General features: G+C 62.2%; 26 protein-coding genes. 18 read left to right on the plus strand and 8 right to left on the minus strand.

Annotated elements, in window-relative coordinates; genetic code table 11:
- Nucleotides 1–8 precede the first annotated feature (8 nt).
- The 9 genes from GT370_RS05920 (at nt 9) to GT370_RS05955 (ending at nt 9,933) form a co-directional block, all read left to right on the plus strand.
- On the plus strand, nt 9–299 hold the full coding sequence (locus GT370_RS05920) for a BRO-N domain-containing protein (RefSeq protein WP_083878436.1): 291 nt from the start codon (nt 9–11) through the stop codon (nt 297–299).
- Between the two features lie 112 nt (nt 300–411).
- On the plus strand, nt 412–771 hold the full coding sequence (locus tag GT370_RS21285; RefSeq protein WP_008492702.1) for a tlde1 domain-containing protein: 360 nt from the start codon (nt 412–414) through the stop codon (nt 769–771).
- A complete protein-coding gene (locus GT370_RS05925; protein ID WP_008492700.1) occupies nt 768–1,271 on the plus strand; it encodes a hypothetical protein in 504 nt (167 codons plus the stop codon). Before GT370_RS21285 ends, GT370_RS05925 begins: the two co-directional genes overlap by 4 nt.
- A 104-nt stretch (nt 1,272–1,375) precedes the next feature.
- Nucleotides 1,376–1,930 carry a Rha family transcriptional regulator gene (locus GT370_RS05930; RefSeq protein ID WP_008492699.1) on the plus strand — a complete coding sequence of 185 codons (555 nt, stop codon included), beginning with the start codon at nt 1,376–1,378 and terminating at the stop codon, nt 1,928–1,930.
- A gap of 1,066 nt (nt 1,931–2,996) precedes the next feature.
- A complete protein-coding gene (locus GT370_RS05935) occupies nt 2,997–3,191 on the plus strand; it encodes a hypothetical protein (RefSeq protein WP_144052636.1) in 195 nt (64 codons plus the stop codon).
- Nucleotides 3,192–3,372: 181 nt separating this feature from the next.
- A complete protein-coding gene (locus GT370_RS05940) occupies nt 3,373–3,954 on the plus strand; it encodes a BRO-N domain-containing protein (RefSeq protein ID WP_008492697.1) in 582 nt (193 codons plus the stop codon).
- A gap of 1,162 nt (nt 3,955–5,116) precedes the next feature.
- Nucleotides 5,117–6,082, plus strand: coding sequence for a hypothetical protein (locus tag GT370_RS05945; RefSeq protein WP_270184039.1), 966 nt, complete (start codon nt 5,117–5,119; stop codon nt 6,080–6,082).
- A 130-nt stretch (nt 6,083–6,212) separates the two neighbouring features.
- Nucleotides 6,213–7,292, plus strand: coding sequence for an IS5 family transposase (locus GT370_RS05950; protein WP_083878918.1), 1,080 nt, complete (start codon nt 6,213–6,215; stop codon nt 7,290–7,292).
- Between the two features lie 784 nt (nt 7,293–8,076).
- Complete coding sequence (locus tag GT370_RS05955) at nt 8,077–9,933, plus strand: hypothetical protein (RefSeq protein WP_270184040.1); 1,857 nt, start codon at nt 8,077–8,079, stop codon at nt 9,931–9,933.
- Here GT370_RS05955 and GT370_RS05960 read toward each other — a convergent pair.
- Nucleotides 9,930–10,052, minus strand: coding sequence for a hypothetical protein (locus GT370_RS05960; RefSeq protein ID WP_270184041.1), 123 nt, complete (start codon nt 10,050–10,052; stop codon nt 9,930–9,932). The two genes, GT370_RS05955 and GT370_RS05960, sit on opposite strands and share 4 nt — an antisense overlap.
- 68 nt (nt 10,053–10,120) lie before the next feature.
- Between GT370_RS05960 and GT370_RS05965 the strand changes: the two genes are divergently transcribed.
- Together GT370_RS05965 and GT370_RS05970 are read left to right on the plus strand one after the other, a co-directional pair.
- On the plus strand, nt 10,121–11,020 hold the full coding sequence (locus GT370_RS05965) for a hypothetical protein (protein ID WP_270184042.1): 900 nt from the start codon (nt 10,121–10,123) through the stop codon (nt 11,018–11,020).
- 224 nt (nt 11,021–11,244) lie between these two features.
- Complete coding sequence (locus tag GT370_RS05970) at nt 11,245–11,751, plus strand: hypothetical protein (protein WP_270184043.1); 507 nt, start codon at nt 11,245–11,247, stop codon at nt 11,749–11,751.
- 72 nt (nt 11,752–11,823) lie between these two features.
- Here GT370_RS05970 and GT370_RS05975 read toward each other — a convergent pair whose 3' ends face one another.
- The 3 genes from GT370_RS05975 to GT370_RS05985 form a co-directional block, all read right to left on the minus strand.
- Complete coding sequence (locus GT370_RS05975) at nt 11,824–11,991, minus strand: hypothetical protein (RefSeq protein ID WP_270184044.1); 168 nt, start codon at nt 11,989–11,991, stop codon at nt 11,824–11,826.
- Nucleotides 11,992–12,291: 300 nt separating this feature from the next.
- Nucleotides 12,292–12,744, minus strand: a complete 453-nt coding sequence (locus GT370_RS05980; RefSeq protein WP_270184045.1) for a hypothetical protein — start codon at nt 12,742–12,744, stop codon at nt 12,292–12,294.
- Nucleotides 12,745–13,778: 1,034 nt separating this feature from the next.
- Nucleotides 13,779–14,396, minus strand: a complete 618-nt coding sequence (locus tag GT370_RS05985; protein WP_333490021.1) for a recombinase family protein — start codon at nt 14,394–14,396, stop codon at nt 13,779–13,781.
- A gap of 856 nt (nt 14,397–15,252) precedes the next feature.
- Between GT370_RS05985 and GT370_RS05990 the strand changes: the two genes are divergently transcribed.
- The 4 genes from GT370_RS05990 to GT370_RS06005 all read left to right on the plus strand — a co-directional run bounded on the left by GT370_RS05990 (nt 15,253) and on the right by GT370_RS06005 (nt 18,623).
- Entirely contained in the window at nt 15,253–15,678 is a 426-nt protein-coding gene (locus tag GT370_RS05990) for a hypothetical protein (protein WP_270184046.1), read from the plus strand.
- Between the two features lie 324 nt (nt 15,679–16,002).
- Nucleotides 16,003–16,884, plus strand: coding sequence for an ABC transporter permease (locus GT370_RS05995; protein WP_008492687.1), 882 nt, complete (start codon nt 16,003–16,005; stop codon nt 16,882–16,884).
- A gap of 4 nt (nt 16,885–16,888) precedes the next feature.
- Nucleotides 16,889–17,674 carry an ABC transporter ATP-binding protein gene (locus GT370_RS06000; RefSeq protein WP_008492686.1) on the plus strand — a complete coding sequence of 262 codons (786 nt, stop codon included), beginning with the start codon at nt 16,889–16,891 and terminating at the stop codon, nt 17,672–17,674.
- A 46-nt stretch (nt 17,675–17,720) separates the two neighbouring features.
- Nucleotides 17,721–18,623 carry a glycosyltransferase family 2 protein gene (locus GT370_RS06005; RefSeq protein WP_008492685.1) on the plus strand — a complete coding sequence of 301 codons (903 nt, stop codon included), beginning with the start codon at nt 17,721–17,723 and terminating at the stop codon, nt 18,621–18,623.
- A gap of 15 nt (nt 18,624–18,638) precedes the next feature.
- Here the strand turns inward: GT370_RS06005 and GT370_RS06010 are convergent, their stop codons facing one another.
- Nucleotides 18,639–19,649, minus strand: coding sequence for a glycosyltransferase family 2 protein (locus GT370_RS06010; RefSeq protein ID WP_270184047.1), 1,011 nt, complete (start codon nt 19,647–19,649; stop codon nt 18,639–18,641).
- A 262-nt stretch (nt 19,650–19,911) separates the two neighbouring features.
- Between GT370_RS06010 and GT370_RS06015 the strand changes: the two genes are divergently transcribed.
- The 3 genes from GT370_RS06015 (at nt 19,912) to GT370_RS06025 (ending at nt 21,837) form a co-directional block, all read left to right on the plus strand.
- Nucleotides 19,912–20,373 carry a nuclear transport factor 2 family protein gene (locus tag GT370_RS06015; RefSeq protein WP_008492683.1) on the plus strand — a complete coding sequence of 154 codons (462 nt, stop codon included), beginning with the start codon at nt 19,912–19,914 and terminating at the stop codon, nt 20,371–20,373.
- Between the two features lie 80 nt (nt 20,374–20,453).
- Nucleotides 20,454–21,398: a magnesium transporter CorA family protein gene (locus tag GT370_RS06020; RefSeq protein WP_270184048.1), complete on the plus strand. Its 945-nt coding sequence runs from the start codon at nt 20,454–20,456 to the stop codon at nt 21,396–21,398.
- Between the two features lie 67 nt (nt 21,399–21,465).
- Nucleotides 21,466–21,837 carry a SufE family protein gene (locus GT370_RS06025; protein WP_270184049.1) on the plus strand — a complete coding sequence of 124 codons (372 nt, stop codon included), beginning with the start codon at nt 21,466–21,468 and terminating at the stop codon, nt 21,835–21,837.
- A 36-nt stretch (nt 21,838–21,873) separates the two neighbouring features.
- Here GT370_RS06025 and GT370_RS06030 read toward each other — a convergent pair whose 3' ends face one another.
- From GT370_RS06030 to GT370_RS06040, 3 genes are all read right to left on the minus strand, one after another.
- Nucleotides 21,874–22,113, minus strand: coding sequence for a hypothetical protein (locus GT370_RS06030; protein ID WP_270184050.1), 240 nt, complete (start codon nt 22,111–22,113; stop codon nt 21,874–21,876).
- 185 nt (nt 22,114–22,298) lie between these two features.
- Nucleotides 22,299–22,634 carry a hypothetical protein gene (locus GT370_RS06035; RefSeq protein WP_008492679.1) on the minus strand — a complete coding sequence of 112 codons (336 nt, stop codon included), beginning with the start codon at nt 22,632–22,634 and terminating at the stop codon, nt 22,299–22,301.
- A gap of 87 nt (nt 22,635–22,721) precedes the next feature.
- Nucleotides 22,722–24,647 (minus strand): FUSC family protein, encoded by a 1,926-nt coding sequence (locus GT370_RS06040; RefSeq protein ID WP_270184051.1) that lies wholly within the window; start codon nt 24,645–24,647, stop codon nt 22,722–22,724.
- Between the last annotated feature and the right edge of the window lie 46 nt (nt 24,648–24,693).

The following is a 24,693-nucleotide window of genomic DNA, read 5'->3' on the forward strand; positions in this document are numbered from 1 at the left end:
AGGTCCGCATCGTTACCATCAATGAAAACCCCTGGTTCGTGGCGGCGGACGTGTGCCGGGCGCTGGGCATTTATCTAAAGTCCACCGGGGCGGTTAACATCAATGCCGCCCTCATGAAACTTGGCGATGACGAGAAGGGGACCAATCGGATTGGTACCCCTGGTGGAGCCCAGGCTATGGCCGTTATCTCTGAGTCCGGCCTGTACAAGCTGGTCATGCGTTCGGACAAACCCGAGGCCCGCCAGTTCCAGGACTGGGTTACCCGCGAGGTCCTGCCCGCTATCCGCCCATCTGGTTAGGCCGAGGCAAAACTGGCGTATGTCAACGTTGTTTTAATGCAATGTTGGCAATCTGTAGACAATCAGAGGTGGCGCAAATACCTTAGCTATAAAGTTAAGCGGGAGCCACTTTATGACCTGGACCTACAGCCAATCGACTGGCGAACTATCCGAAAATGGCCGGTTGGTGGGAAAAGGATACTCTGGAACTCAGGGAGGACGAAATAATCCAGCCATGCAGTCTGTCCCGAATATCGGGCCTATTCCCCAGGGAACCTACACCATCGGCGCCCCCCACGATACCACAACGCATGGCCCTTATGTTATGCGCTTAACCCCTATCCCTGGTTCGGTGACCTTTGGGCGTAACGGCTTCCTCATCCATGGCGATAACCGACGCCACGATGCCTCACAGGGCTGCATCATCATGGGGCCACAAATAAGGCAAAAAATCTGGGCGTCTGGGGATCATCGCCTACAGGTGACGAAATGAGACATGTGGCTCTTTTGGGAATATTGACCGCAGCCTGTGCTTGGCCAGCCCTTGCGGCCCCGCTCACGCCCCCGGAACTGCTCAAAGACATTCACCAGCAGGGGCCGCGCAACGTTGTGGCGCAATTGTCGGCTGGAAATGGTGCCCAATGGACGGACGTGCTGAACCGGATTTCCATGGGCAACGATGAGTGGCTGGCGGTTGCCGCAGCGTTACGCCCAGGCACGGACGCGGGGACGGGCGAGGACCTGACAGGCGCTTTGGCCTATGCGCTGCTCAAAAATCCCCAAGGCGTCCTGCCTCTCACGGGCGGCAGTATCCCGCTTGAGGCGGTTTGCAATGTGCCACTCATTGAACCTACAGATGCCCAGGTAGCCAAGTGGAAGGCCGAGGCCCTGACTGCCCTGTCCCGCGTGAAGGCCACTAGCCTTGCCCGTGAGGTAGCAGCCTGCCGGGCGGATTTTTTGGCGGTGCCAGTGCATCAAGATAGCGGTGCCTAACGCCTCATCGCCAACCCGCCCGCACCCAACGACAACGCCACGCCCCCGGATGGAGGCAGCGCGGCACCCATGAGGATCGCTGCCTAAACCACAAGGAACCTAACATGCTGACACTGACTGGAACCGCCCCGGCCCCGCTGGTGGCGAATGTGAACGGACGCGCCCTGACCACAAGCCGGGCGGTGGCTGAGTATTTCGGCAAGGAACACCGCAACGTCCTGCGGGTAATTGATGAAATTGCTACCACCGAACCCGCATGTTCGCTCCATTTTGAGCAGACGTTCGTGGCCGTTCCTATGCCGCGCGGTGGCTACCGTGACGAGCGTATTTACCGGATGGACCGCGACGGTTTCACGCTGTTGGCCATGGGTTTCACCGGGGCCGAGGCGCTGCGCTTCAAGCTGGCTTACATCGCCGCCTTCAACCGTATGGAGGCCGCACTGACCCAGCAGGAACCCCAGGCCCCCGCCGTTCCCCAAACGCTGCCCGAAGCCCTGCGCCTCGCGGCGGACTTGGCGGACCGCGTGGGGCAGTTAAGTGAACGGGTGGAACAGCAGGCCGAGCAGTTGGCAGAGGATGCCCCGAAGGTCCAGGCGTTTGACCGCTTCATGGACGATGAGGGCCTGTTCGGTATCCGAGAGGCTGCCAGGATGACCTAGCGGGCCTTGAGGTGTCGTGTGGTGCCCGGTGCTGCTAGTGGATGAACCGCAACGCCAGGACAACGCCAGTCATCCAGAGGGCTATGGCGAGGTTAGCCTTCCAGATGCTACCTGTAAGGCGGCCTTCCTGGGCCTCTAGCTTGGCCTCAAGCGCCGCAATGTCCTGCCGGGTCGCTGCCGTGTTCATGATGGCGTCCTGTATCCCCTCGGCAAGCCATTCAGCCTGTGTGCGGGTGAACGCGCCGTCTGCCTCAAGGTGACGCGCAAGGCTCAGCCTGTCAAACGAAACGCGGCTATTCGGGCCTTTTCACTGGGTGCAACGTCAAACCCCATATTTTCCATAGTTATCAAAGCCTTGTGGTAGATAAGGTGGGATAGGTCCGCCCTTAGAGATGACCCGCGTGGGGCATGCCTCGGAAACCATCATACACCCGCCCGGTCCCTCCCGGCACCACCCGCCACCCTGAGTACCCGGATACCGCTTTTGGGTCCTCTCTGGGTCCTCCGGGCCGGTTCGGATTTCTCCAGGACCAACCAGGACCTTTCTGGATAAGTGGGGGGTTAGCACGACCCTAAGAGAGACAGGGCTGGCGGACACATGCTGTTGACCTTCCCGCTACCGGACGGCCCCCTGGTCACCAGCGGCTACCCGAGTACCCAGATACCGTCTTTGGGGGTGTTCTTGGGAGGCTCCGCTAGGTACGAACTTCGCAAGCTCAGATCAGGACCTTTCGGGATAAGTGGGGGTAACCCCACCCTATGATAGATACGCCTACGGGAACACGCTATGATCTTTCCCGCTATCGTCTGTCCCCGGCCTAGCCTCTCGCTACGCCCGGTGCCGCCGGGCCTATCCAAGCACCCGCACGGCACTTCCTGGGGCCGCGTCGGACCCTCACGGGCTGGGCGGGAAACCGGCTGGAAAACACAGGAACCTTCCCAAAAAGCCGGGGGGGGGGGTAACCCCTGCCTAAGAGGGCCACGGCCAGCGCACGCCAAGCATCTACCGCCAGCCCTCGTCCCTCACGCTAAAAATTTTGCACAACCGCAACCCATGGAGACCAACATGCGCCGGATTTCGTACGGCGATAACATCACCATCCGCACCAGCCCCGCCGAGGACGCCAACCTGCTCAAGCTAGCAGATGCCGCACGGGCCGCTGGCGTCCACTACCCGAACCGCTCGGGCATCATCAGGGCCGCGCTGAACATGGCGGTCCAGGAGGTTGAAACGTTCATTCGCCATCTGCCCCCGGCGTGACGGAAGCTCCCGGGCATCCCATGCGCCCCTCAAACTCGAACACCGCCTAACCTAGCCATAATCCGTACGCCCCGTGTGGCCCTGTCCGTCTGCTTCAACGTCCACAGTAATGCCTGGGAAACGTCAGACGGCGGCCCGTGGGCAACCGCAATTTCACAATCCTAAATTTGGAGACTTACACATGACCGATACCCCCATGCACACCCTTTTGCGCAGCCTCAAGGCACACGCGATTTACCCGGAGCAGCCGGAGGCTAACGAACCGATTGAAACTCAGGCGATGTATGAGGCTCCGGGGGTCTGTGAAGCCCTGGGCGTCCATTTGAGCGAACTTGTTGATCTCGTCCCGTACGAATGTATGCCAGGGATGGACGAGGCGGACCTTACTGCCATTTCGCCGGAGGGTGTCCTGGCCCTGGCACTGACCTCGGATGAACCCATCGCCCGCGAATTCAGAATGTGGATTGAGCAAACGGTTATGCCCATCGTATTCCTGAGCGGCATCTACACGGTCGAACAGGAGCATACGTGGGTTAAGGCTGGTAAGTCCGAAGACTTTCATATCCTTTCCTTCCTGGCCGAAAAGATGACGACTTCCTCCGGCAACCTCTGGATAGCCTACGAAGTCCTCCGCTCAATCTTGGAAGGCGGGGCTTACGTGGCGATTGCCGGGCATGTGCAATATGGCGTGATGACACGCGGCGAATCTGCACACCTCGTTAAGCAAGGCATCGCGCAATTCTCCAGGGCTTTGGCGGCTTAACCGCAGGCAACACTCGGCACCGGCTGGTTCCTCTAGGGACCGGCTGGGCCTTGCCTGAAATTCTATACACCAACTCAACGGAACCATTATGAATGACCCTCTGGCCACCATACGGGACATAGCGGCACTTCTCGTTACCGATGCTCAACTGTGCCCGCCCGGTGAACTCGCCATTCGCCTGCGGGAACGCGCCGCCAGCCTGCGCTGTGCCGTAGCGGCCCTCACCCGTGCTCTGGAGCAACTAGCCGCTGCCGAACAGGTGCCCGCCAGTGCCTGACGTGGGCCGAGAGGCAGCACCGCCAGAAAAACGCCTAACCCAGGAAGCCTTTGGGCGCTGGCAGGCCGCAAATGCGCTGAATGGCCATCGCCCCGGCCCGCAGCACACCAAGGCAATCTGGGCGGCCCTACAGACCATGGAGGACATGGCCAGGGAACGCGCGGCGGCCAAGGTATTCCTGAGTTCCTTGGACCCTGGCGTGGGCAAAACCCAGGCTGTTATCCACTTTGCCCGCTCCCTTGTTGCCGCCCAAGACTGCCGAGAGGTGGGCATGATGATCCTAGTGGGACGGGTGCATGAAGCCGAGGAACTGGCCCAGGCACTGGCAGACGTGAGGGAAGCCCTGGCGGTCTACGTCTCTGACCCCAAGGTGAACGAGACAAACAGCGGCGCAGAGCCTGGACAGGCGCAAATCCTCATTACAACCCAGCAGATGATTGAGCGGCGTCTCAGGCATAGCGGCACCTTCCATTCACTGGCCGAGTTCCACTATGCCGGACGCCCGCGCATGGTCCGCGTATGGGACGAGGCGTGGCTGCCGGGAGAACCGATAACAGTCGGGCGGCGGGCGGCACTGGGGTTAGCTGACCCGCTTCAACGGCGTTTTCCAAAGCTGGCGGACGAGGTGGAGAACATCGCATCACGCCTGAACGGTGCCGCGCGGGGTACTCTCGTGGACCTGCCGGACTTCGAGGCCCTGGGCGGCGAGCCCGCACTGTCCATCTTGGAGGGGGCTGGACTGGAGAAAAGGCAATCCGGCTATGACCTGCTGGCCAAACTGCTGCGCCTCAGTGGCCAAACGGTCCGTATCGGCCATGACGGGCAGTTAGGTGAGGCCCTGGTTTCCTACGCGGACTCCGGCACGGCAGAGATGGCCCCCTGCTGGTGCTGGATGCGTCCGGGCGGGTGCGCCAGACCTACCGATACGCCGAACAGGTCCGGCAGTGCCTGGAGCGCCTTCCCGGTGCTGAAAAGGACTACAAGCCTCTGCGGGTGGGCGTTTGGAGCCGGTCAGGGCGCAAGGACCTTTTCCATAACGCGCAGACCCGTCAGCCCCTGCTGGAGGGCATTGCCGAGACGATCAGAAGCAAGCCGGACGAGGCATGGCTTGTGATAGCCCATAAGGACAAAGCAGGCGTCTTGCCGTTTGTGAAGGCCCTGGCTGGGTTGCTTCCTGACCGGCAGGTTATGGCAGGTAGCCCCGGCGACGGCCCGCTAGGCCCCGTGGTTTGCGTCATCACCTGGGGTCAGCACATGGCGGTGAACCATTATCGGGATTTCGGCAACGTGATCCTTGCTGGAACCCTCTTCATGCGAGACAGCCACGCCATTGCCACTACTCATCTCGCGCAGGGACGAGAGGTTGCCTCCGGGTTCCGCCCAAAGGACGAGGTTGCCGCAACTGCTGCCGGTGAAATCCGCCACCACGTCCTGCAAGCCCTGTGCAGGGGCCGGGTGCGGCAGCTTGAAGGCGAACGCTGCGGGGCGATGACCGCATATGTGATCGCGTCGGAACGCTCGGGCATCAAGGACATGCTTCCCGATATTTTCCCAGGGTGTGAGGTCTTCACATGGCGAGACGAACCAAAGCCGCTATCCGGGAAACTCCAAGCAGCACTCAGCTACTTACGGGAGCAAACGGAGGCGGGCGTTCAGACGATCAGCTATCACGACATACGGACAGCAGCGGGCATCAAGAACGCGAACCACCTTGCACGAGACATAACCACCCGCCCGGAGTGGCTGGAGGCGATGCAGGAGCAGGGCTGGGAAGCTGACAGGCCCGCGAGGCGAACAGTGGGGCTGAAACGGACTACGGAAACAAACGAGGACCTCCAGGAAGCCGCGTAGGTCACTTCCATGCAACCACCGAGAATAACCACCAAGTTCCCTTATAGTACCTAGCAGTTTGCTGAAAAACTCCTGGCGGCCGGGATTATGATGTGATTCACTTTGGCTGGCAGGTTTTGTGAGGCGTGGGGTGCGGGGTTCTTTTCGAGATCAGGGCGGGATGTTTTCGTATGTTTCACCAGAAACACGGGTTCCGGCGACCCATCCGTTGCGAGCGATCCGTGCTTTGGTGCGGGATGTTCTGCATGAGATGAGCCGCAGCTTTGCCTGGCTGTATTCCAGGGAAGGCCGGCCCTCGGTGCCGCCTGAACAATTGCTGAGCGCGCTGCTGATCCAGGTGCTGTACGGGATTCGCTCGGAACGGCAGTTGATGGAGCAACTGGATTATAATCTCCTGTACCGCTGGTTTGTGGGCTTATCCCCGGATGATCCGGTCTGGAACCCGACCACGTTTAGCAAGAACCGCGAGCGCCTGCAGAACGGCGATATATTCCAGAAATTCATGAGCCGGCTGCTGAACCACCCGCGGGTGACGCCGCTACTATCGGATGAGCATTTCTCGGTGGACGGCACGCTGATCGAGGCGTGGGCGTCGCAGAAGAGCTTCCGGCCGAAGGATGGCAGCGACGATGATGGTTCGGATTTCCACGGTCAGAAGCGTAAGAACGATACCCATGCCAGCACCACCGACCCGGAAAGCCGGCTGTACCGCAAGGCCGCTGGGCGGGAGGCAAAGCTTTCGTATATGGGGCACGCGCTGATGGACAACCGGCACGGCTTGGCGGTGGGTGGCCGAGTGACCCAGGCCACAGGCACGGCTGAGCGTGAAGCCTCGGAAGCGATGTTGAAAGCCAAAGCCAAGTCGGCCGCCGGGCGGATCACCGTAGGCGAAGACAAGGCTTACGATACCGCCGATCATGTCGCCAATCTGCGCGACGCCGGCGTGACACCGCATGTCACACAAAACAACGGTGAGACCAAAACCGGCAGGCACCGCCGCAGCGCGATTGACGGACGCACCACGCGCCATCCCGGTTATGCGATGTCGCAGACCCGCCGGGCGATGATCGAGTGCATATTCGGCTGGGGCAAGCAGCACGGCACGATGCGCAAGACCAAGCTGCGCGGCGTTGCGCGGGTCGCCGGCACCTTCATGCTCAACCTGATCGCCTATAATCTGGTACGCATTCCAAAAATGGTGGCAATATAAGGGACGAGTCTGTCCGCTGGACGAAAAAAGTCCAGAAACCGGCAAGAAACTTCAATCACTTGAACCAAAATCCAGGCCCCAAAGCTAAATCAGAAAAAATAAAACCAAGTTTCGGGGTTTTTCAGCAAACTGCTAGAGGAAGTGGTGGCTATTTGTAGCTCTAGGACACCTTGAGGAACCTGACGTTAACCACCTGTACGTCAGGTTTTTATTCATCAAGACCAAAATCCACAAAACTATAGGCCGCTTTTCGTAACGTTAGGTTAGCATGACCATAGATATGTCTTGCCACCTTTCAGGTGCCTATAGGTAAACCTTCAAGGATAAATCATCATGTATCAGAACAACGAACCTAACAGCACCGCTGGGGAGGAAGGGACCTCCTGTGACCTCTCGGCCCTTAAGGAACCTCAAGGTGTAGTGGGCGTGGCTGAAAGCGCCCCCCGCACCGACGAGGCACCGACTGAATCGCACACCCCGCCCGCCCTGCCCTCCATCTCCAGCTTCTGGCTCGGTAATGCCTCAGTTTGACGTTCAGGGCGCACTGGCGGCGGGCTACAGCCCCTCCCAGCTTGTGGATTACCTGACCACTCAACACGCCTCCAACTTCGACTTTGCGGGTGCCCGCCAAGCTGGCTATTCGGACGACCAAATCCTCCAGGAATACCAGCAGGGATCGCCCGTTTCCACCTCGCCAGTCACGGCCCTTCGCAATTCCGCCGGGTCCGTCAACCCCCTCACAGGAACCACGGGTTCCGGCGTGAAATGGAGTTTGAACTAACACATGCCCACACTGACCCTCACGCCTCCGGGCGGGGGATCGCCGGTTTCTGTTTCGGTGGACGACAGCTTTTCGCAGTTGTCGCCTGCTGACCAGGAACAGACGGTCAATGAAATTTCCTCACAGGTATTCAAGTCCACCTCGCCCGTAACGGCCCTTCGCAATTCCGCCGGTTCCATCGTCTCGGGCCTTGGCGCAGCCGACAAAACCATAGGCCAACTGGCGGGCAAGTACGCGGGCGGCACGATGGTAGGAAACGGCCTCCAGACCTGGGCCGATACCGCCGGGAACGTCCTGAACGATGCCGGACAGGCCATTTCCGGTGACCGCCAATACGATGGGCAATCTATCCACCGCCTGGGCACCGACCTGTCCCAGGGCAACCTTGGCGGGGCCGCGTACGATGCTGCCGGTGCCGTCGCGTCCGCAGCGCCCTATGCCGCCACCGCAGCCCTTGGCCCTGGTGGTGTGGCCGCCCTGGCTGCCTCGGGTGCTGGCAATACCATCCAGGCCCGTGAGGCTGCCCAGGGCGAACAAGCGCCATCGGGCGGTGACCTACTGGCTGGCGGTGCCTCTGCGGCCCTGAACGCCCTCGGCGGCCCGCTGGCTCATGGTGTCATGGGCGGGATCGCCGGGCGACTGGCGGCCCCTGAAATCGCCTCTATGGCCTCTCCGGTTGCCCGTGCGGCGGCCCGCGTCGCCCTCGGGGCTGGCGCTGGCGGTGCCATGGGTGCTGGCAATTACGCCCTGGACAACGCAGGGACCGGGCAGGGCAACCTATCCGGCATGGGCAACGCGGCCATTGAGGGGGCCGGTACGGGCGCTATCGCCTCTCCGGTGGCCCAGGGTGCCGGGATGGGCGTGAAGGCCCTCCAGGACGCCAGAACAGCCGCGCAGGCCGGGCCGGACGTGCAGGCTTACCAGAAGGAAACCGCCCCGTGGACCGCTGCGGTCCAGCAGGCCGCCCAGACCATCAAGGCAGCCAATCCGAACCTGGACGACGACACGGTACAGCAGGCCGCGCAGGCCCAGGCGAACCAGCAGGGACTGGCGGCCCCGACCTATGACCAGCTTTCCCCGCAGGCCCAGAACGGCATGGCCAAAATGGGGTTGCTGAACCTCTACAATCAGCGCCTCCAGGCTTCCACGGCGAACATGGGCCGGGATACAGCGGAACCCGCTGCGGTGTTCAAGGGCGTCATGGATGACCTGTCCGGGAACATCAAACAAATCGGCCAGGGCCTCGCGGATGCCGGGCAGATCAGCAAGGACCAGATCGCGCCCCTTAACGCTGCCGTGGCGGAAGCTGTACGGAACAACCGGGTATCTGCCCGGGGCGGCGCGGACCTCGGCTATTTCGACACGGCGCGGGATCAGGTGGCGAACCTACCGATCGATCAATCCACCAAGAACACGCTGCTGCTGAACCTGAACATGCTGGACCTCGCCCAGCAGAACAGCATGAAGGGCGCGGCCCAAGGACCGCTTGAGCGCAACGCGGGAACGCTAAGCACTCTGGGCGGCGCAGCCGCTGCGGCAGCTTTGGGTGCCTCGGGTCATGGGGGCAGCCTGGGCGGCCTCGGGCTGGAAGAACTCGGCATCGGCGGGGGCCTGCTAGGTCACTACAAGGGCGCGGTCGTGCGTTCTGGTTTGCGCCAACTGGACCAGATGATGGGGACCCAGCTTCCGCCCCTGCTGCAAAACCAGCAGGCCATCCAGGACTACGCGGCCCAGAACAACCTCCAGCCCGGCGGTGCCCCGGTGACCTCATGGCCCTCCAGGCACAGCTACGGCAACAGGCGGCTGACAATCAGGCCCAGGCGCAAGCAGCCCAGGCTGCCCAGGCCCCGCAACCGCTAACCCCGGTCCAGGCCGGGCAACAGCAGGCCGCCAAGACCCTCGCGGCAACCCTGGGCCGGTATGGCGACCAGCACCCGCTCGGTATGCAGGCCATGCAAAGCCTGAACGACATGGGCCAACAGCCGATGATCGCCCAGGCCCTGGCCCGCTACAATGGCCTCGGGGCCTACGGGGCGTCCAGGACCAGATGGCCCAGCAGCAGGCCAATCAGGCTGCACAGACCGCCATCGCCCGTATGCAGGCCCTCCAGGCAGCCAAGGGGAACGCCCAGGCCGTGAAGGACCAAGGGTTCCTCTCGGGCCTCCAGAACCGGCAGGCCAAGAGCAACGCAATGGCCGTATGGCAACCGCAGGGCACGGGCGGGAACTCGGGGGCGCAATCGGTGCCTCTGGCGACCTCCACGGACCTGCTGCGGACAGTCCTGAACAATCAGGCTACCCAGCGGCAGACCCAGGCCCAGGCGTTGAGCGAGGGGCTGCGGACGGCCCTGCCCGTCCTCGGGACCGGCTGGCAGAACGCCATCTCCAAGCAGACCGGCTTGCCCGTCTCGTTCATCCAGGACCACCTACAGGGCCTCGTGGACAACGGTAACATGGCCCCGAACATCCACGCGGCCATCAACCAGCAGGACACGCTGGAGTCTGGTGACTACCACCGCCTCAACTCGTACTTCCACCAGCTTGCGGGTTCCCCGGACCTGCCTACGGACGTGCCCGGCATGGGCCTGCCCAGCGCCTCCACGCCCGATCAGTCCGGCGTGAGGAACAAGCAGTCCTACGGGGCCAATCTGGCGCAGCACGGGGCCATTCTGGCTGACGTGCGCTCCCGTTACCCGGACCTAGCCGACAAGGCGAACATGCTGGCCACCATCAAGACCCAGCAGGCACGCCAACAGGCCCTGGCGGGCTGGGTGGATGCCGAGACGGACCCGGCGGAACAGGCGAGACTTGAGGAAGCCTTGGGGCCGCTTACGCAATTCGGCTGGAAACCCAGCAGCGGCACCCCGAACCCTGACATAATGGCTAGCGTTGCCGCTCGCACTGCCTATCGGGCGTCTCAGAACGCTGGCGGCATTTCGGGCCACTAATCGACAATCACAGACGACAACATACGGGACCCAAGGTGCTTGACGTGCCTTGCGGTCCCTTGAGGACAAATAATGGAAATCAACCAGACTACCCAGGCGTACCCACGCCTACCGAACTGTTCCGGCAGAGTGTTGCGGAAATCCGGGCAACCGAACCGCGCAAGGTGAGCCGCGTCCGTTCGCCTACGCTGCGCCCCATGTCCGAAAAGGTCCGGGCGTGGAACATGTCAGAAGAGAACAAGGCCCAACTCCGGGCAAACATAGAGGCCGCAAAGGCAAAGCGTGGCGGCAAACTGCCTACGCGCATGGGTGTGCCGGATGGCTGGAAAGGACCCCAGCGCCGCCGGAAGCTGGCCGTGTTACGCGAGCAGGCCCACAAGCAGGCGGACGACATGCTGGACGCGATGGTGGCGGACGGCTCGATCATCCTGCCGGATCGCTCCACCCCCCTGGTAGGCCCGGACGGTAACCTGAACGAGGACATGGCGGCCCGCCTCGCTCTCCAGGTTGCTATCAGTTTCGTGGTGGCCCGAGACGCTGATACGGGCAAATATGCGTACACCTTGCAGGACCGGCTGGCCGCCGCGCGGCTCGTACTGAAATACACCAAGGCACGGCCCGAACAACGGAGCATGCAGGGCGGAAATGCAGCCGAAAAGGCCGAGAGGTTCCTAGCGTGGCTGGCGGCTTGCCGTGAGCCTGACGAGGATGGGAACGGCGAGACGATCTAGACAAATAGGAGGCCACCTACCGGGACGCGCGGTTCCTGGCGGGTGGCCTTCTGTACTGGGCGGCGGGGATGTTCAGCCTATGAAACCATCGGGCACGTGCGCGAAGCCACCACCGGGCACGTATTCCACGTATTTGATGACCTGAATGGAGTTCATAGAGAACCACATGCCAGGGTCCTTCGCCTCGAACAGCGACATGGAACCGTTGACGCGGATGATGGAGCCGGAACCGATGCTCAACGGGCGGGTGATCAGATTATCCTGGCTGTCAAACAGGGCAATTATCCGAGGCTTGTCGTTGATAACCGCGTTGGCGGTGTACTTGATAAACGCCTTGCTGCCGTCCTTGGTGGTCTTGATCGGCGGCTTCTCTTTCCAGACCGCCTCGGCCTTCTTGGGCCATAGGCGTCCACCAGGGCGTCATTGATCTTGGTCCGCATGTCCTCCAGGGCTTTGCCGGTCAGGACCAGCTTCATGGTGAACTTGCCGGTATCCTTGCCCTTATACGTCTCGGTCCGGTTGAGGGCGGGCCAGAAGGCTTCACCCATAGGGCTGATAAAATCGATTTTCATCACAGCCCCCCAGTGCCAGCCGGTCCTCTTTAGTATCGTGAGGGTCCGCCTCGGTTGCTGCTGTGCGCTCCGAAGCAGGCAGAAAATCCAAATCGATATGCAACCGTCCGACTCGTACCCGCCAGCCGCCGAACCGTTCGTCAGCGCTCTTTTGAAACCAAAGCCACGCCTTCCCGTCACCGGCCTCATTCGCGTGCGGCCCGTCAGCGATAAACGCCTCATAAGTAATGTTCGTCAGCGGGATGCGGCAATGGCAGCAGAGCAGTTTAACGGGACGCAGCATGTTGCCCCATTGACCGGCCAGGAACTCGGGTTTGCGAAACTGAAAGCGGGTGATTGTGGTGGACACGTTGAGATGATCCTCATGATTGGTAACGGCCCTCAGGGTCAGACCAGAGCCGAACGGGCCATTAAGGAGCATTTCGTGATTCTCCTGTAAATACCTAAGGATTGTACCCATTTGTGTAGTATTGCAGCGTGGCGAGATGAGAGCCGAAAGATGCCACCAGGGACCAAAACGGGCTCTCCCGGAAGCCAACAGCCTCATGCGGGCCACTGGCGAGTCACTGGAGGGCTTGAGGGCCTGCGGGTAGCGTGGCACCCGACATGAGCGGCAGGCTTCCGTGAGTCTCCAAAGGCTATGGAGATGGGGCTGCTCGGCAATGACGCTACCCAAAACGGGTAACGAGCAAGAGATATGCAGAAACGAATCGGTGCTATGCAGTTTTGACTCGGCTGCAATTGCCCACAACTGAAGAACATCTGTACTCCGGTTGAAACGAACCCGTATCATAGAATTAGCGCCATACGTTGCAGGGGAGAGTTTGATGTTGGGCAGGACACGCATTCGGCTTACGGGGGTTGCGTGTGCCTTTGCACTGTGTGGGCTTGCGGCTGTGACCTCCAAGAGCAACCCCGGCGTTGGCCAGCCATTACCAGTCTACACAATGGCTCAACTGGCAGCATCTCCACCGCGAAATTTACCTCAGTACATAAGACTGCTGGGCAGCGTGGCTCATCCTGATTGGGCCTGGAGTTACGTCTTTTCGACGAGGAACAGCTCGGACCACGCATACGTTTTGCCACGAACGGGCGCGGGTGAGCGGCCAGTCAGCCTGTTTTTCTTTTCGAGCAGGACGACCTGGATAATGGCGTTCCAGCTAACCCGCGCGGCGACGTGGAGGGCCTACTCAGTTCTCAGCCCCTCATTCCTGGTTGGGGAAAGATACCCTATGATCCGTCCTGGAAAGCTCCAGTCCCCGTCTTAGTCCTGAGGCGACTGGCGCTCAACGGTAGTGTGCCTGACGGGCCTACGTCTGCAACACAAGGCAGGCTGTTACTGCTCGTCCCGCTTGCTGTCCTGATTTTCGTCCTCTCATTTGTGCTGACCAGACCTAAACGCGCAACATAACCCTCCGCACCGCGTCCGCCGTCCAGGCCCGCCACGTGCCGTCTCTACACCCTCAGCCCCCAGCCGCTCCGCAATCTGCCGCAAGGACATTCCCCGGCCCGCAGGTCATCCACCAGGGGACGCACACGGGCCGCGAAGTCATCCGCCTGCCGTGACCGCGCCTCTGCCGCCAGCGCCGTGTCAGCCTTGGGACCTCCCCGATAACCGCCCAGAACCTTTCCTCTAGCCTTGGCGGCCACAAGCGCCGCTTTCGTCCTGGCGCTAATCAGCCCGGCCTCTAGTTCGCCCACGGCAGCCATCTGGGTCACCAGGAATTTCCCCACGGGACCGGGCGGTATCTGGGGCATATCGCAGAACACCACGCCACCATCACCCGTGCCTTCCACCACGGACAGTAGGAAACGGGCGTTGCGGGCCAGCCGGTCCAGTTTGGCCACAATCAGCGTGGCCCCTTTCAGCTTGCAGGCCGCCAGGGCCTTGGCCAGTTCCGGGCGGTCATTGCGCTTGCCGGACTCAACTTCGACGAAAGAGGCAATCACACGGCCTGGGTGGGCTGCAAGGTAAGCGGCCACAGCTTCCTGTTGTGCCTCCAGGCCCAGCCCGGACCGGCCCTGCTTCTCGGTGCTGACGCGGAAATAGGAGATGAAAGGCTGCTGGGTCATGTGTATGTCCACCGTGAATGGTCGTTGTCGGTGACCATACGGGGCGCATGAGGTAACTAGCCGAGTCGATTAGGAATCCCACCGATTCCAAAAACGCATGACTCCAGGGATTGCCTTCCTGGTGATTTTGAACCGTCACTAGCCGGTTGCAATTCGACTGGAGGCTTTCATGAAAATCCGCTCCCTTACCCTGCTGGCCCTCGCTTGCGCTGGCGTTGCCGCCTGTACGCCCGAGCAACATGCGCGGTTTGAGGCGTTCAACGCCCGGCTACAGCAGGCGAACCAGCAACTGGCTCAGAGTAACGCTGCATGGGCCGCAGGGCACCCGGCACCCGTGCCGCAACAACCAATGACACCCGCACAGACGGCATGCACGACTCAGACGCTTGGCAATCAACTACAGACGACATGCAATAGCTGGTGAACGCGCTCAACCGTTGCCGTTTGATCTGCGAAGCGCGTTCGGAAAATAAAAACGCGCCAAACGGTCCCTAACGCCGCCGGGCGGGGCTTCTCAAAAGGATTTCAAAATTTCCGTTAAACCCCCGGCTGTTGTTGTTCGGCTGAGCCGAGCGGTGAACACCTCCCAGAATTTTTTGGTTCCATAGGGTCCCATACAGGGGCCGGGGTGGAGGGGGACGGTTCCTGGAAATGACCGGGTGGGTATTTTCTGGTTCCCCTCGGGTCCTCGTCCGTAGCCGGGGAAGTAACCTGACAAACCACTTCGATATATCAGATCAATCTCGTCTTGCCGTCCCTCTATGTTCACCCATAAGTTAAAGCGATGGCAGACCTATCGAAATTGACTTGCAGTCAGTGCGACCGCGTCTTGCTTAATACCCGTTCTGGAGGGGAGATGGTCGCCTTCCAGGCAAAAAGCGGCATGGTCGGCGGAACTCTGAGGCTTTTCCACGGCATGTGCTCCCGTTGTGGCCCCCAAACTGTCCAGACCAACGGTCACCACTCAACTACGGCGGAAAGCATCAACAAACGGCTTTTTTCCAAGCAGGTTGTTCTACGAATCGGAACGATACTGACCGCTGACGAGTACAGCCTTTTCAAAAAATTTCGCGAAGGCAAGTTCTGGCCGTCTCATGCGTTAGCGAAAGAGTGGCACGTCCTCGCGGCCTCTATTTGTGCCCAGGAGATGATGGGGCCAGGGCTACCCGTTCAAAGCCAGTCATTCCTGTTTCTTCGAGGTCAACATATCATCTTGACGCGTTCCCACAAAAGTTCCCACAATGGCCCAGACGAACCAACGGACTGTCCGCTAAGTCATTGATTTTCATAGACCCGATACTGAGGAACTGCTCGTCCAGGTCCCCAGCCATCCTTCGGTCACTCATCTCATTGCGGATCCGGACCCCAACCCTGGGTGGCTTGCCGCGTTGGCCAAATCCTTTCCCCCGCCCGCAACACAACATTACAGGAAAGCGAGGCAGGGTTTTGCCCGCCATCTCGACCCTGCGGCGCGAGCGCGCTATGTGCGGTGCCGCTGGCAGCGCGTCTCCGGCGGGCCGGCCGGGGCGGACTCTCACGTGCCATCCACGCCCCGGCAGCGCGGCTGATGGCACGATGCCGATCTATTTTGAGGGGTTTGATATATATGGCGGAGCTCGCGCCACCGGACAGCACGCTCAGGACGCTGAAAACACCGACCCGTTTCGCGCTCTCCGCCGATCGCGGCTGGGGCCAGCGCTTCGGCTTGGCCTTCGTGGATCTGCGCGAAGGCGCGTCGCTCTACCGGCTGATCTGGGCCCTGGCCTTTTCTGAAATTAAGTTAAGATATCGAGGCTCGGCGATCGGCCCATTCTGGCTGACCATCTCCACCGGCATCCAGATCGGCGCCATGGCCTTCCTCTATGCCGATCTGTTCCATACCGTCATCAAGAGCTACCTGCCCTATCTGGCGATCTCGCTGATCCTCTGGAACTATCTCAGCTCGCTGGTGGTGGAAGGCTGCACCTGCTTCATCAGCGCGGACGCGCTGATCAAAGGCACCCGCATGCCGCTGATGGTGCATGCGGTGCGCACGGTGCTGCGCAACACCATCATCCTGGCGCATAACATCATCGTCGTCATCGTCGTGCTGGTGGTCTTCCAGGTCAAGCAGAGCCTCCTCTCGCTGGCGGCAATCCCGGGCTTCGCCTTGTGGCTGATCGACGGCGTGTTTCTCTCTTTGCTGCTGGGCGCCATCTGCGCGCGCTTTCGCGACATTCCCCAGATCATCGCGGCGCTGATGCAGGTCGCCTTCTTCCTGACCCCGATCATCTGGCAGATCAGCGCCCTCAACGGCCACCCGGCGGCGCAACATCTCATCGAGATGAACCCGTTCAACTTCATCCTCAGCGTCGTCCGCAACCCGATCCTCGGCCTGCCTTTGACCTCCACGGATATTTTCGGCGCGCTTGGCGTCTCCGCCGCCATCGTCATCATCTCCCTGGTCGGCTTCGCTCGGTTCCGCGGCCGCATCGCGTTTTGGGTCTAGCAGCGTGACACATCTGACAGCCTTCAATCTCTCGATCGACTTTCCGCTCTACCATTCGGAGAGCCGCTCGCTCAAAAAAGCCCTGCTGGGCAAAATGTCCGCGCGCTTCGGCGTCGACAAGAAAAGCCGGCCGACGGTGCAGGCGCTGCGCGACATTTCCTTCTCCCTGAAGGAAGGCGACCGGCTCGGCCTGGTCGGCTCCAACGGTGCCGGCAAAACCACGCTGCTGCGCACCCTCTCGGGGATCTATCAGCCGACGATGGGTTCGCTCTCGATGGAGGGCAAGCTGGTCTCGCTGCTCGATCCCGGCCAGGGCATGAATATGGAGCTCTCCGGGCGGGAGAATATCCATCTGCGCGGCTATTTCCTCGGCCTGTCCAAGACCCAGATCCGCTATCTGGAGCAGGATGTCGAGGAGTTCGCCGAGCTGGGGCAGTTTCTGGATATTCCGGTGCGCAACTATTCCTCCGGCATGGTCGTGCGTCTCGCCTTCGCCATGGCCACGGCCTTCCCGCCGGAAATTCTGCTGATGGATGAATGGCTGCTCGCCGGCGATGCCGCCTTCATGACCAAGGCGAAGGCGCGGGTGGAAGGCATGGTGCGCCATGCCGACATCCTGATCCTGGCCAGCCACTCCGCCTCCACCCTGGCCGAATGGACCAACCGGCTGATTTGGCTGGATAACGGCCAGATCCGGGCGGATGGCAAGCCGATGGACGTCTTCGAAGCCTATCTGCCCCGGCATGATTTCGAAGAGCTGCTGCGCGGCCAGCAGATGGCGAATCTTTGAGCCCCCGGGCAGCAGCTTGACGTCGCCGACGGCCAGGATCGAGAGGATGGGCGCCCGGCTGCATGCGGTGATCGTGACCTATAATCCGGACCTGGCCGCCTTCACCCAGGTGCTGGCGAATCTGGCGCGGCAGGTTGAGCATGTGTCCATCATCGATAACGGCTCCGCCAACATCCAGGCGCTCGAAACCCTGGCCGTCGCGCACGCGGCGCGCCTGACCCGTTTTCCAGAGAATCGCGGCATCGCCGCCGCCCAGAACCAAGGCATCGCCGATGCCGCCGCGCAAAACGCCGATTATGTGCTGCTGATGGACCAGGACACGGTGCTGCCGGACGGCACCGCCGCCTCCCTGCTCCAGGACAGCATCGACCTCGCCAACCAAGGCGTCAGGATCGGCGCCGTCGGCTGCGCCTATCGCGATACGCATGATGGCCGGCTCACGCAGATCTGGCGCGCGCGGGGCCTGCTGCTGCGCCGGCAGCGCGTCCATCCCGGCGATCCGCGCCTGCAGGAGGTCGATTGCGTCATCGCCTCAGGTTCGCTGATCCCGATGGCAACATTGCGCGCGGTCGGCGACATGGAAGCAGATCTCTTCATCGATCTGGTCGATATCGAATGGGGCCTGCGGGCTAAGTCCCTTGGCTATCGCAGCTTCGTCAGCTTCAACCGGATCATGTCACACACGCTGGGCAATGGCCGGCTGAAACTCTTCGGCAAAACCATTTCGGTGCACAGCCCGATCCGCAATTACTACTCGATCCGCAACAGCATCATGCTGGCGCAGAGGCGATATATCGGCATCGCCTGGCGCTTCTATTTCATCCGCCGGATCATTCCCTATTTCATCGTCTTCGGCCTGTTCGGCGGACAGACAAAATCCCGCCTGCGGATGATGACGCGCGGGCTGCTCGACAGCCTGCGCGCCCGCACCGGCGGGCTCGGCCGGTGACCAAAAAACGCCTGCTCAGCCCTGCAATTTTCGATTGATGATCTGCGCCGCCCTGACCACCAGCCTGGATTTGGTGCGCAGCACCATCGCCTGCATCCGCAACCGCCTCTTGGCCTTCTCCGGCAGGAACGGATTGGCGGTCATCAGTTGCACATAATCCTCCATGATCTCGATCAGCTCGTCGCGATGCTTGGCCATCTTCTGGTCTTGCGGCGAGTTGGACGGCACGATGGCCCGCATCGCCTCGCCGAGCACCAGAGGATTGAAGCGCGGCAGCAACAGATCCTTGACGAAAAACCGGTTCTTATCGGCATCGTCAGGGAAATTCTTCACGAGCTTGTGGATGTAGCGCAGCCGGCTGCGGCTCATCTTGATGCTGTAGGAGGTGCTGTTATTATTGATGCACCAGACCGTCACCGGTTTTTTCACGAAATAATTCGTATAGCCCTTGCGGAACATCCGTAGGAACAGATCGTCATCCTCGTAGCCGGTGAATTGCGGGTCGAACCCGCCGACGGCCTCGAACGCCTCACGCCGGATCAACGAGGCGGAGGGCAGCACATGCATATCTTTGCGCAACATATCATTGAGGAATTTTTTCGGATGCTTGGAATGGTGAATCACGGTCTCGCGACGAACCACCAGCCCATCCTCGTCGGCCTCGACCAGATCCGCGTAAACCCAGCCAAAATAAGGGTCTTTACGTTTGACGCCTTCCAGGAGGATTTCGATATGGGTCTTCAGATAAAAATCGTCCTGGTCAAGAAACGAAATGAAGTTGGAACGGGTCTGCTGCACGCCGAAATTCCGCGCCGAGCCCTGGCCGCCATTTTCCTTGTGCAGAACCTGGAAGCCCATACGCGCCGCGATTTCGTCCAGCGCCTGGGCTTCCGCCGGCGAGGAGCCGTCATCCACCACGATGAATTCCGCCGGCGGGATGCTCTGCTCCAGCACGCTGCGCGCCGACCGCTCGATATATTTCGAGCCATTATAATAGGGGATGATGACGCAAACGGACATATCCATCGGGGTTTCCCCAAAACTCTGCTGCATACTGGCGGACCTGCTGACCTGAAAACGTCTGATACAATCACACTTTACTTCGCAAGAACCAATGCAACCGTCCATAGACGCCGCCGACCTTCCCGAATTTTAACGCATCGCACCAAAGCCCGGGCCGCCGCCGGCCCGCTGGCATGCGGGATTGCCTTGCGGCTGGCGGCTGCCTTAAATCTTGCACATCTCTCCATCTCCGGACGCGCCCGGACCCATATCACGGAGTTGCCCCATGCCGCCCTTGACCCCGCCTTTCACGCTGGAGACCGCCACCGCCAAGGTTCGCCTCGCCGAGGATGGCTGGAACAGCCGCGACCCGGCGCGGGTTTCGCTGGTCTATACCCCGGACAGTATCTGGCGGAACCGCGCCGAATTCGTCACCGGCCGGGAGGAGATCGTCGCCTTCCTCACCCGCAAATGGGCGAAGGAGCTGGATTACCGGCTGATCAAGGAACTTTGGGCCTTCACGGATCACCGCATCGCCGTGCGCTTTGCCTATGAATGGCACGATGATAGCGGCACCTGGTTTCGCTCCTACGGCAACGAGAACTGGGAATTCGACGCCCAGGGGCTGATGCAGCGCCGCTTCGCCAGCATCAACGACCTGCCGATCCGCGCCGAGGACCGCAAATTCCACTGGCCGCTCGGCCGCCGGCCGGACGATCATCCCGGTCTCAGCGCGCTGGGATTGTAAAGGATCCATCGCTTGCCAAGTTGAGGGGCGCTGCTAATCCTGCGCGAGGATGAAGGACCAGACATGCTGAAAGCCTATGCTTGCCACCACGCGCGGCTGCAGAGCCTGCCCCGGCCGATTTCACCGATGCGGTCTGGTTCGATCTGGAAAACCCGACCGCCGAGGAATATGCCCTCGTCACCCGCCTGACCGGCAATTCCCTGCCGCATTACGATGATCTGGCCGAGATCGAGAATTCCGCCCGGCTGTCGGTGGAGGATGACGTGCTCACCCTGTCCCTGCCGGTGGTCACGCGCGTCAAGGGGGTGCTGGAGGACGGGGTGTGCGGCTTCGTGCTTTCGCCCAAGCATCTGATCACGCTGCGTTTCGCCCCCAGCGCGGTATTCGCGCAATTCACCTCGCCGCCGCCGCCCGAAAACGTCCCACCCAGCGCCCATCTCTTCGCCGGGCTGCTGGAGGCGATCTCCGACAAGCTGGCCGATGCGCTGGAGAAACTGCGGACCGAGCTGAACGATCTCAGCCACCAGATCTTTCATCACCGCATGGGCAGCCGCACCCCCTCGCGCAATGCCGAGCGGGAATTACAGGCCATCCTGGTCAAGCTCGGGCTCGATTACGACTCGCTCTCCTATCTGCGTGACTGCCAGCTCGGCATCGCCCGCATCGCCCCCTATGCCAGCGTGGCCGCGCCCTGGCTGGGCAAGCCGGTGCGCGAGCGGCTGAAATCCGTGCAGAAGGATGTCTCCTCGCTCAACGAATTCTCCACGCATTTGACCGACAAGATCCAGTTCCTGATGGATGCGACGCTGGGCTTCATCAACATCGCCCAGAACAGCCTGATCAAGGTGCTGACCATCGTGTCGATCATGGGCATCCCGCCGACGCTGATTGCCGGCATCTATGGGATGAATTTCAAGATCATCCCGGAGCTGAGCTGGACCTATGGCTATGCCTATGCCTGGGCGCTGATGATCATTTCCGCGGTTGCGCCGCTGATCTGGTTCCGTAAAAGAGGGTGGATATGACCGTTTTTTACACCCCGAAGACGCCAGCGCCGCCAGCGCCATCGAAGCCATCGGCGCCGAGCTTGAGATGTTCGACGATTGGATGGAGCGCTACGAATTCATCATCGAGCTGGGCCGCAAACTGCCCCCCTACCCGGCCGAATGGCAGGATGAGGCGCATCGCGTGCGCGGCTGCCAATCCCAGGTCTGGCTGGCCGCCGAGGAGCAGGATGGCAAGCTGTTTTTCACCGGCGCCTCGGATGCCGCCATCGTCTCCGGGTTGGTGGCCCTGGTGCTGCGGGTGTTTTCCGGCCGCACACGGGCGGAAATCCGCGCCACCCCGGCGAAATTCCTGCATGATCTCGGGCTGATCGGGGCGCTCTCGACCAATCGCGGCAATGGCGTCGCGGCGATGGTGGAGCGGATCCACGATCTCGCCAGCGCCCCGGCGGCCGGCTGAACGCACCGGGGGCGCGCGGCCCCCGGGCAGATCACATCAATACCAGCCGCCCGGCACCCAGCGCCAGGCGCCATCAATCAGCGTCCAATGGCCGTTGCGCCAATGGTGCCAGCCGGGGTGGCGGCGGACATAATGGCCACGGATCCAGAGATAGCGATCGCCATTCCAGTGCCAATGGCCGGGCACCCAGACAAAGGCGGCGCCGGGCGGGGCGGGGCGGCGGCTCGAAGCGCGGCGGCGGGACCGGGCGGAAGCCAGGCGGGGGCGGCGGGCCACCCGGCGGGGGCATCGGCTGGGCATTCGCGGCACCGGGCGCCAGCGCCAAGGCCGGCGCGGCGATCAGTGCCCCCACAAGCAGGCGGGACAACATGCGGCGTGTGGTCATGAACTCCTCCTGATACGCTGTTCAGGAGGGTTAGGCCCCAATCATGGCAAAGCCGGGACGCTTGGGTAAGAAAGCGTTACGGGGCCGCCTGCGGCGCCAAGCGGCGGCGGTTGGCGCGCACTTTCTTGCGGTAAAGCTGCATCACTTCCGGCGCATTCAGCCCCGGCTTGCCGGACATCGCGGCATCCAGCATCAGCGCCCCGCTCTCATGCGCCGCCATCAGCTTTTCCGAGACCATCAGCAGCGTCTCATGCGGCGCGTCATGCCCGCCTTGCGCCAGCTTGGCCAGACGCAGCGCGATCACCTGCTGCGCCTCAAAGGCCAGCATCGCGCTCTGCATCGCCAGATTGGGCAGATCCAGACCAGGCCAAACCGGCCAAAAACCGGACTCAAAGGAAGGAAATTTCGTCATAACATCGATCTATATGGGTTTATGCTGCGCCGCAGCAATGAAAAACCACGCAATGCCCCCTGCCCGGCTGGCATGGGCCCCCGCGCCCTATGCTCCTGCCTCTTGCGCGATCAGCTCCGCCTGCCGCGCCAGCCGCACCAGATCCGCCGCCCCGGGGCCGATCGGCAGCGCCGGGCGTGGTGCCGCACGCCCGTCCTCCAGAATCTGACGCAACCAGACCGCCCAGCCCCGCCACACATCGCGCTCCTGCGGGGCGATGGCGGGGCGCTCCAGCGCCAGCAGCGAAAGCCGCCCGGCCATGCGGCGCAAAGCCGCATCGGCAGCGGCGGCCTTCACCATCGCCGGCTCGTGGCGCCCATGCGGCTCGGAGAGTATGCGCTGCAGCGCGGCTTCGAGATTATTGCTGGCCAGGCCCGCGGCACGCCGCGCCGTCTCCGCCGCCCCCCAGCTCCCCTGCCCCAGCAAAGCGTCGATCACCGCCTCCACATAAGCGGCATGGGCGCGCCGCACGGTGCCGAGGAAGCTCTCCAGCTTCGGCGCTTCAAAGCCCGGCCAGAGCAGCGCGCTGCCCAGAACCGCCAGCGCCCCGCCGAGAAGCGACCACAGCACCCGCGAGGCAGCGACGAAGAATTCGCTCTCGCCCGGGCGCAATTTCTCCACCAGCAGCACCACCATCGGGGTCAGCACGGCGATATAGAGGCTGAAATTCACCGGCCGCAGCGCGAAGGCGCACAGGCTGAGCGGTAGCATGGCAAGCGCCAGCTGCAGATCGGTATGCACGAAAAACCCCAAAGCCGCCGCCAGCACACCGCCCAGCACGGTGCCGGCACAGCGCTCCGCCGTGCGCGCCCAGGTGGCGGCGAAATAAGGCTGCAGGCAGAAGACCAGCGTGATCGTCGCCCAATGTGAATAGATGCCGCCAAAGCGCGTCGTCACCGCCAGCACCGGCAGCGCGATCACCGCCGCCCGCAGCGCGTGCCGGAAGGCGACGGAGGACAAGGTGAAATTCTGCCGGATCGGTGAGAGCACCCGCCGGCGCAGCCCCACCGGGCTTGGCGCCGGCAGGGCCGCCCCTGTGGGCGGCGCCACCGCGATCAGCACCGCGAACTGCTCGGCAATCGCCGCCAGCACATGGCGCTCGGGCGCATCCGGCAAATCCCGCAGCGCCTGGCGCAGCCGCTTCAGGCTGGCGCGCTTGCGCGGCGTATCCAGCGGCCGGTCGGCGAGGATTTCCGGCTCCATCGCAGCCAGCCAGCCCGAGATCAGCCGCAGCGGCGCCACGCAGTCATCGCGCACCGCCGGGTCCTGCTCCAGCTGTTCGGAGAGCGCGATCAGCGCCCCGAAAATCCGGTCGAAACTCTCCAGCCGCAGCGAAAGCTGCGCCCCGCGCGGCGAAACCAGCCCGCGCCGCCGGAAGGTGGCATAGGCCACGGCCCGGGCATTTTCGATCGCCTCGCGCACCTGGCCGCGATATTCCAGCGCATGGGCGGAAAACGCCGCTTCGCCCTCGGCATGGCGGGCAAAGCGCACCAGCTCATTATTCAGCCGCGCCAGCCGGCGCGCCACCTCCGCCAGCGCCCGGCGTGAGGCGGCGTAAGGATGCGTCTCCCAGATCACCAGCGTCAAAATCACCGCCCAGCCGGCGCCGGCCAGGAAGTTCAGCCCGTGCAGCAGCGCCCAGCCCATGCCGGACTCCGGCGCCCCCAAAGCCAGCAACGCGGCGACGCTGCTGAGATTGCCCACCTGCATCCCGGCCTGGCCGTAAATCCGGGCAAAACTCGTGCAGAACACCAGAAACGCCGCCAGCGGCGCCGAAACCCAGGGGCTCTGCGCCCCCACCCAGCTGAACAGCGCATATAGGCTCGCCCCCAGCAGCGCATAGCTGATCACCGCCGGCGCCCGCCGCGCGGCCGGCCCGCCAGGGTCGGCATAGCAGGTCAGCAGCGCCCCCAGCGCCGCCAGCCCGAGTTGCGGCACGTCGAACACCTGCCCCAGCAGCAGCGGCAGCGCCACCGCGCAAAAGGCCCGCAACCCTTCGGAGAGCGACAGCCCCCTTAGA

The sequence above is a fragment of the Acidocella sp. MX-AZ03 genome, from assembly GCF_027626035.1.
GTDB classification, from domain to species: Bacteria; Pseudomonadota; Alphaproteobacteria; order Acetobacterales; family Acetobacteraceae; genus Acidocella; species Acidocella facilis.

Excerpts from the sequence above, each read along its gene's own strand:
- GT370_RS21285 (WP_008492702.1), top strand. The coding sequence starts at position 412 with ATGACCTGGACCTACAGCCAATCGACTGGCGAACTATCCGAAAATGGC.
- GT370_RS05925 (WP_008492700.1), top strand. The coding sequence starts at position 768 with ATGAGACATGTGGCTCTTTTGGGAATATTGACCGCAGCCTGTGCTTGG.
- GT370_RS05930 (WP_008492699.1), top strand. The coding sequence starts at position 1,376 with ATGCTGACACTGACTGGAACCGCCCCGGCCCCGCTGGTGGCGAATGTG.
- GT370_RS05935 (WP_144052636.1), top strand. The coding sequence starts at position 2,997 with ATGCGCCGGATTTCGTACGGCGATAACATCACCATCCGCACCAGCCCC.
- GT370_RS05940 (WP_008492697.1), top strand. The coding sequence starts at position 3,373 with ATGACCGATACCCCCATGCACACCCTTTTGCGCAGCCTCAAGGCACAC.
- GT370_RS05955 (WP_270184040.1), top strand. The coding sequence starts at position 8,077 with ATGCCCACACTGACCCTCACGCCTCCGGGCGGGGGATCGCCGGTTTCT.
- GT370_RS05965 (WP_270184042.1), top strand. The coding sequence starts at position 10,121 with ATGGCCCAGCAGCAGGCCAATCAGGCTGCACAGACCGCCATCGCCCGT.
- GT370_RS05970 (WP_270184043.1), top strand. The coding sequence starts at position 11,245 with ATGTCAGAAGAGAACAAGGCCCAACTCCGGGCAAACATAGAGGCCGCA.
- GT370_RS05980 (WP_270184045.1), bottom strand. The coding sequence starts at position 12,744 with ATGCTCCTTAATGGCCCGTTCGGCTCTGGTCTGACCCTGAGGGCCGTT.
- GT370_RS05985 (WP_333490021.1), bottom strand. The coding sequence starts at position 14,396 with ATGACCCAGCAGCCTTTCATCTCCTATTTCCGCGTCAGCACCGAGAAG.
- GT370_RS05990 (WP_270184046.1), top strand. The coding sequence starts at position 15,253 with ATGGTCGCCTTCCAGGCAAAAAGCGGCATGGTCGGCGGAACTCTGAGG.
- GT370_RS05995 (WP_008492687.1), top strand. The coding sequence starts at position 16,003 with ATGGCGGAGCTCGCGCCACCGGACAGCACGCTCAGGACGCTGAAAACA.
- GT370_RS06005 (WP_008492685.1), top strand. The coding sequence starts at position 17,721 with ATGGGCGCCCGGCTGCATGCGGTGATCGTGACCTATAATCCGGACCTG.
- GT370_RS06010 (WP_270184047.1), bottom strand. The coding sequence starts at position 19,649 with ATGGATATGTCCGTTTGCGTCATCATCCCCTATTATAATGGCTCGAAA.
- GT370_RS06015 (WP_008492683.1), top strand. The coding sequence starts at position 19,912 with ATGCCGCCCTTGACCCCGCCTTTCACGCTGGAGACCGCCACCGCCAAG.
- GT370_RS06025 (WP_270184049.1), top strand. The coding sequence starts at position 21,466 with ATGTTCGACGATTGGATGGAGCGCTACGAATTCATCATCGAGCTGGGC.
- GT370_RS06035 (WP_008492679.1), bottom strand. The coding sequence starts at position 22,634 with ATGACGAAATTTCCTTCCTTTGAGTCCGGTTTTTGGCCGGTTTGGCCT.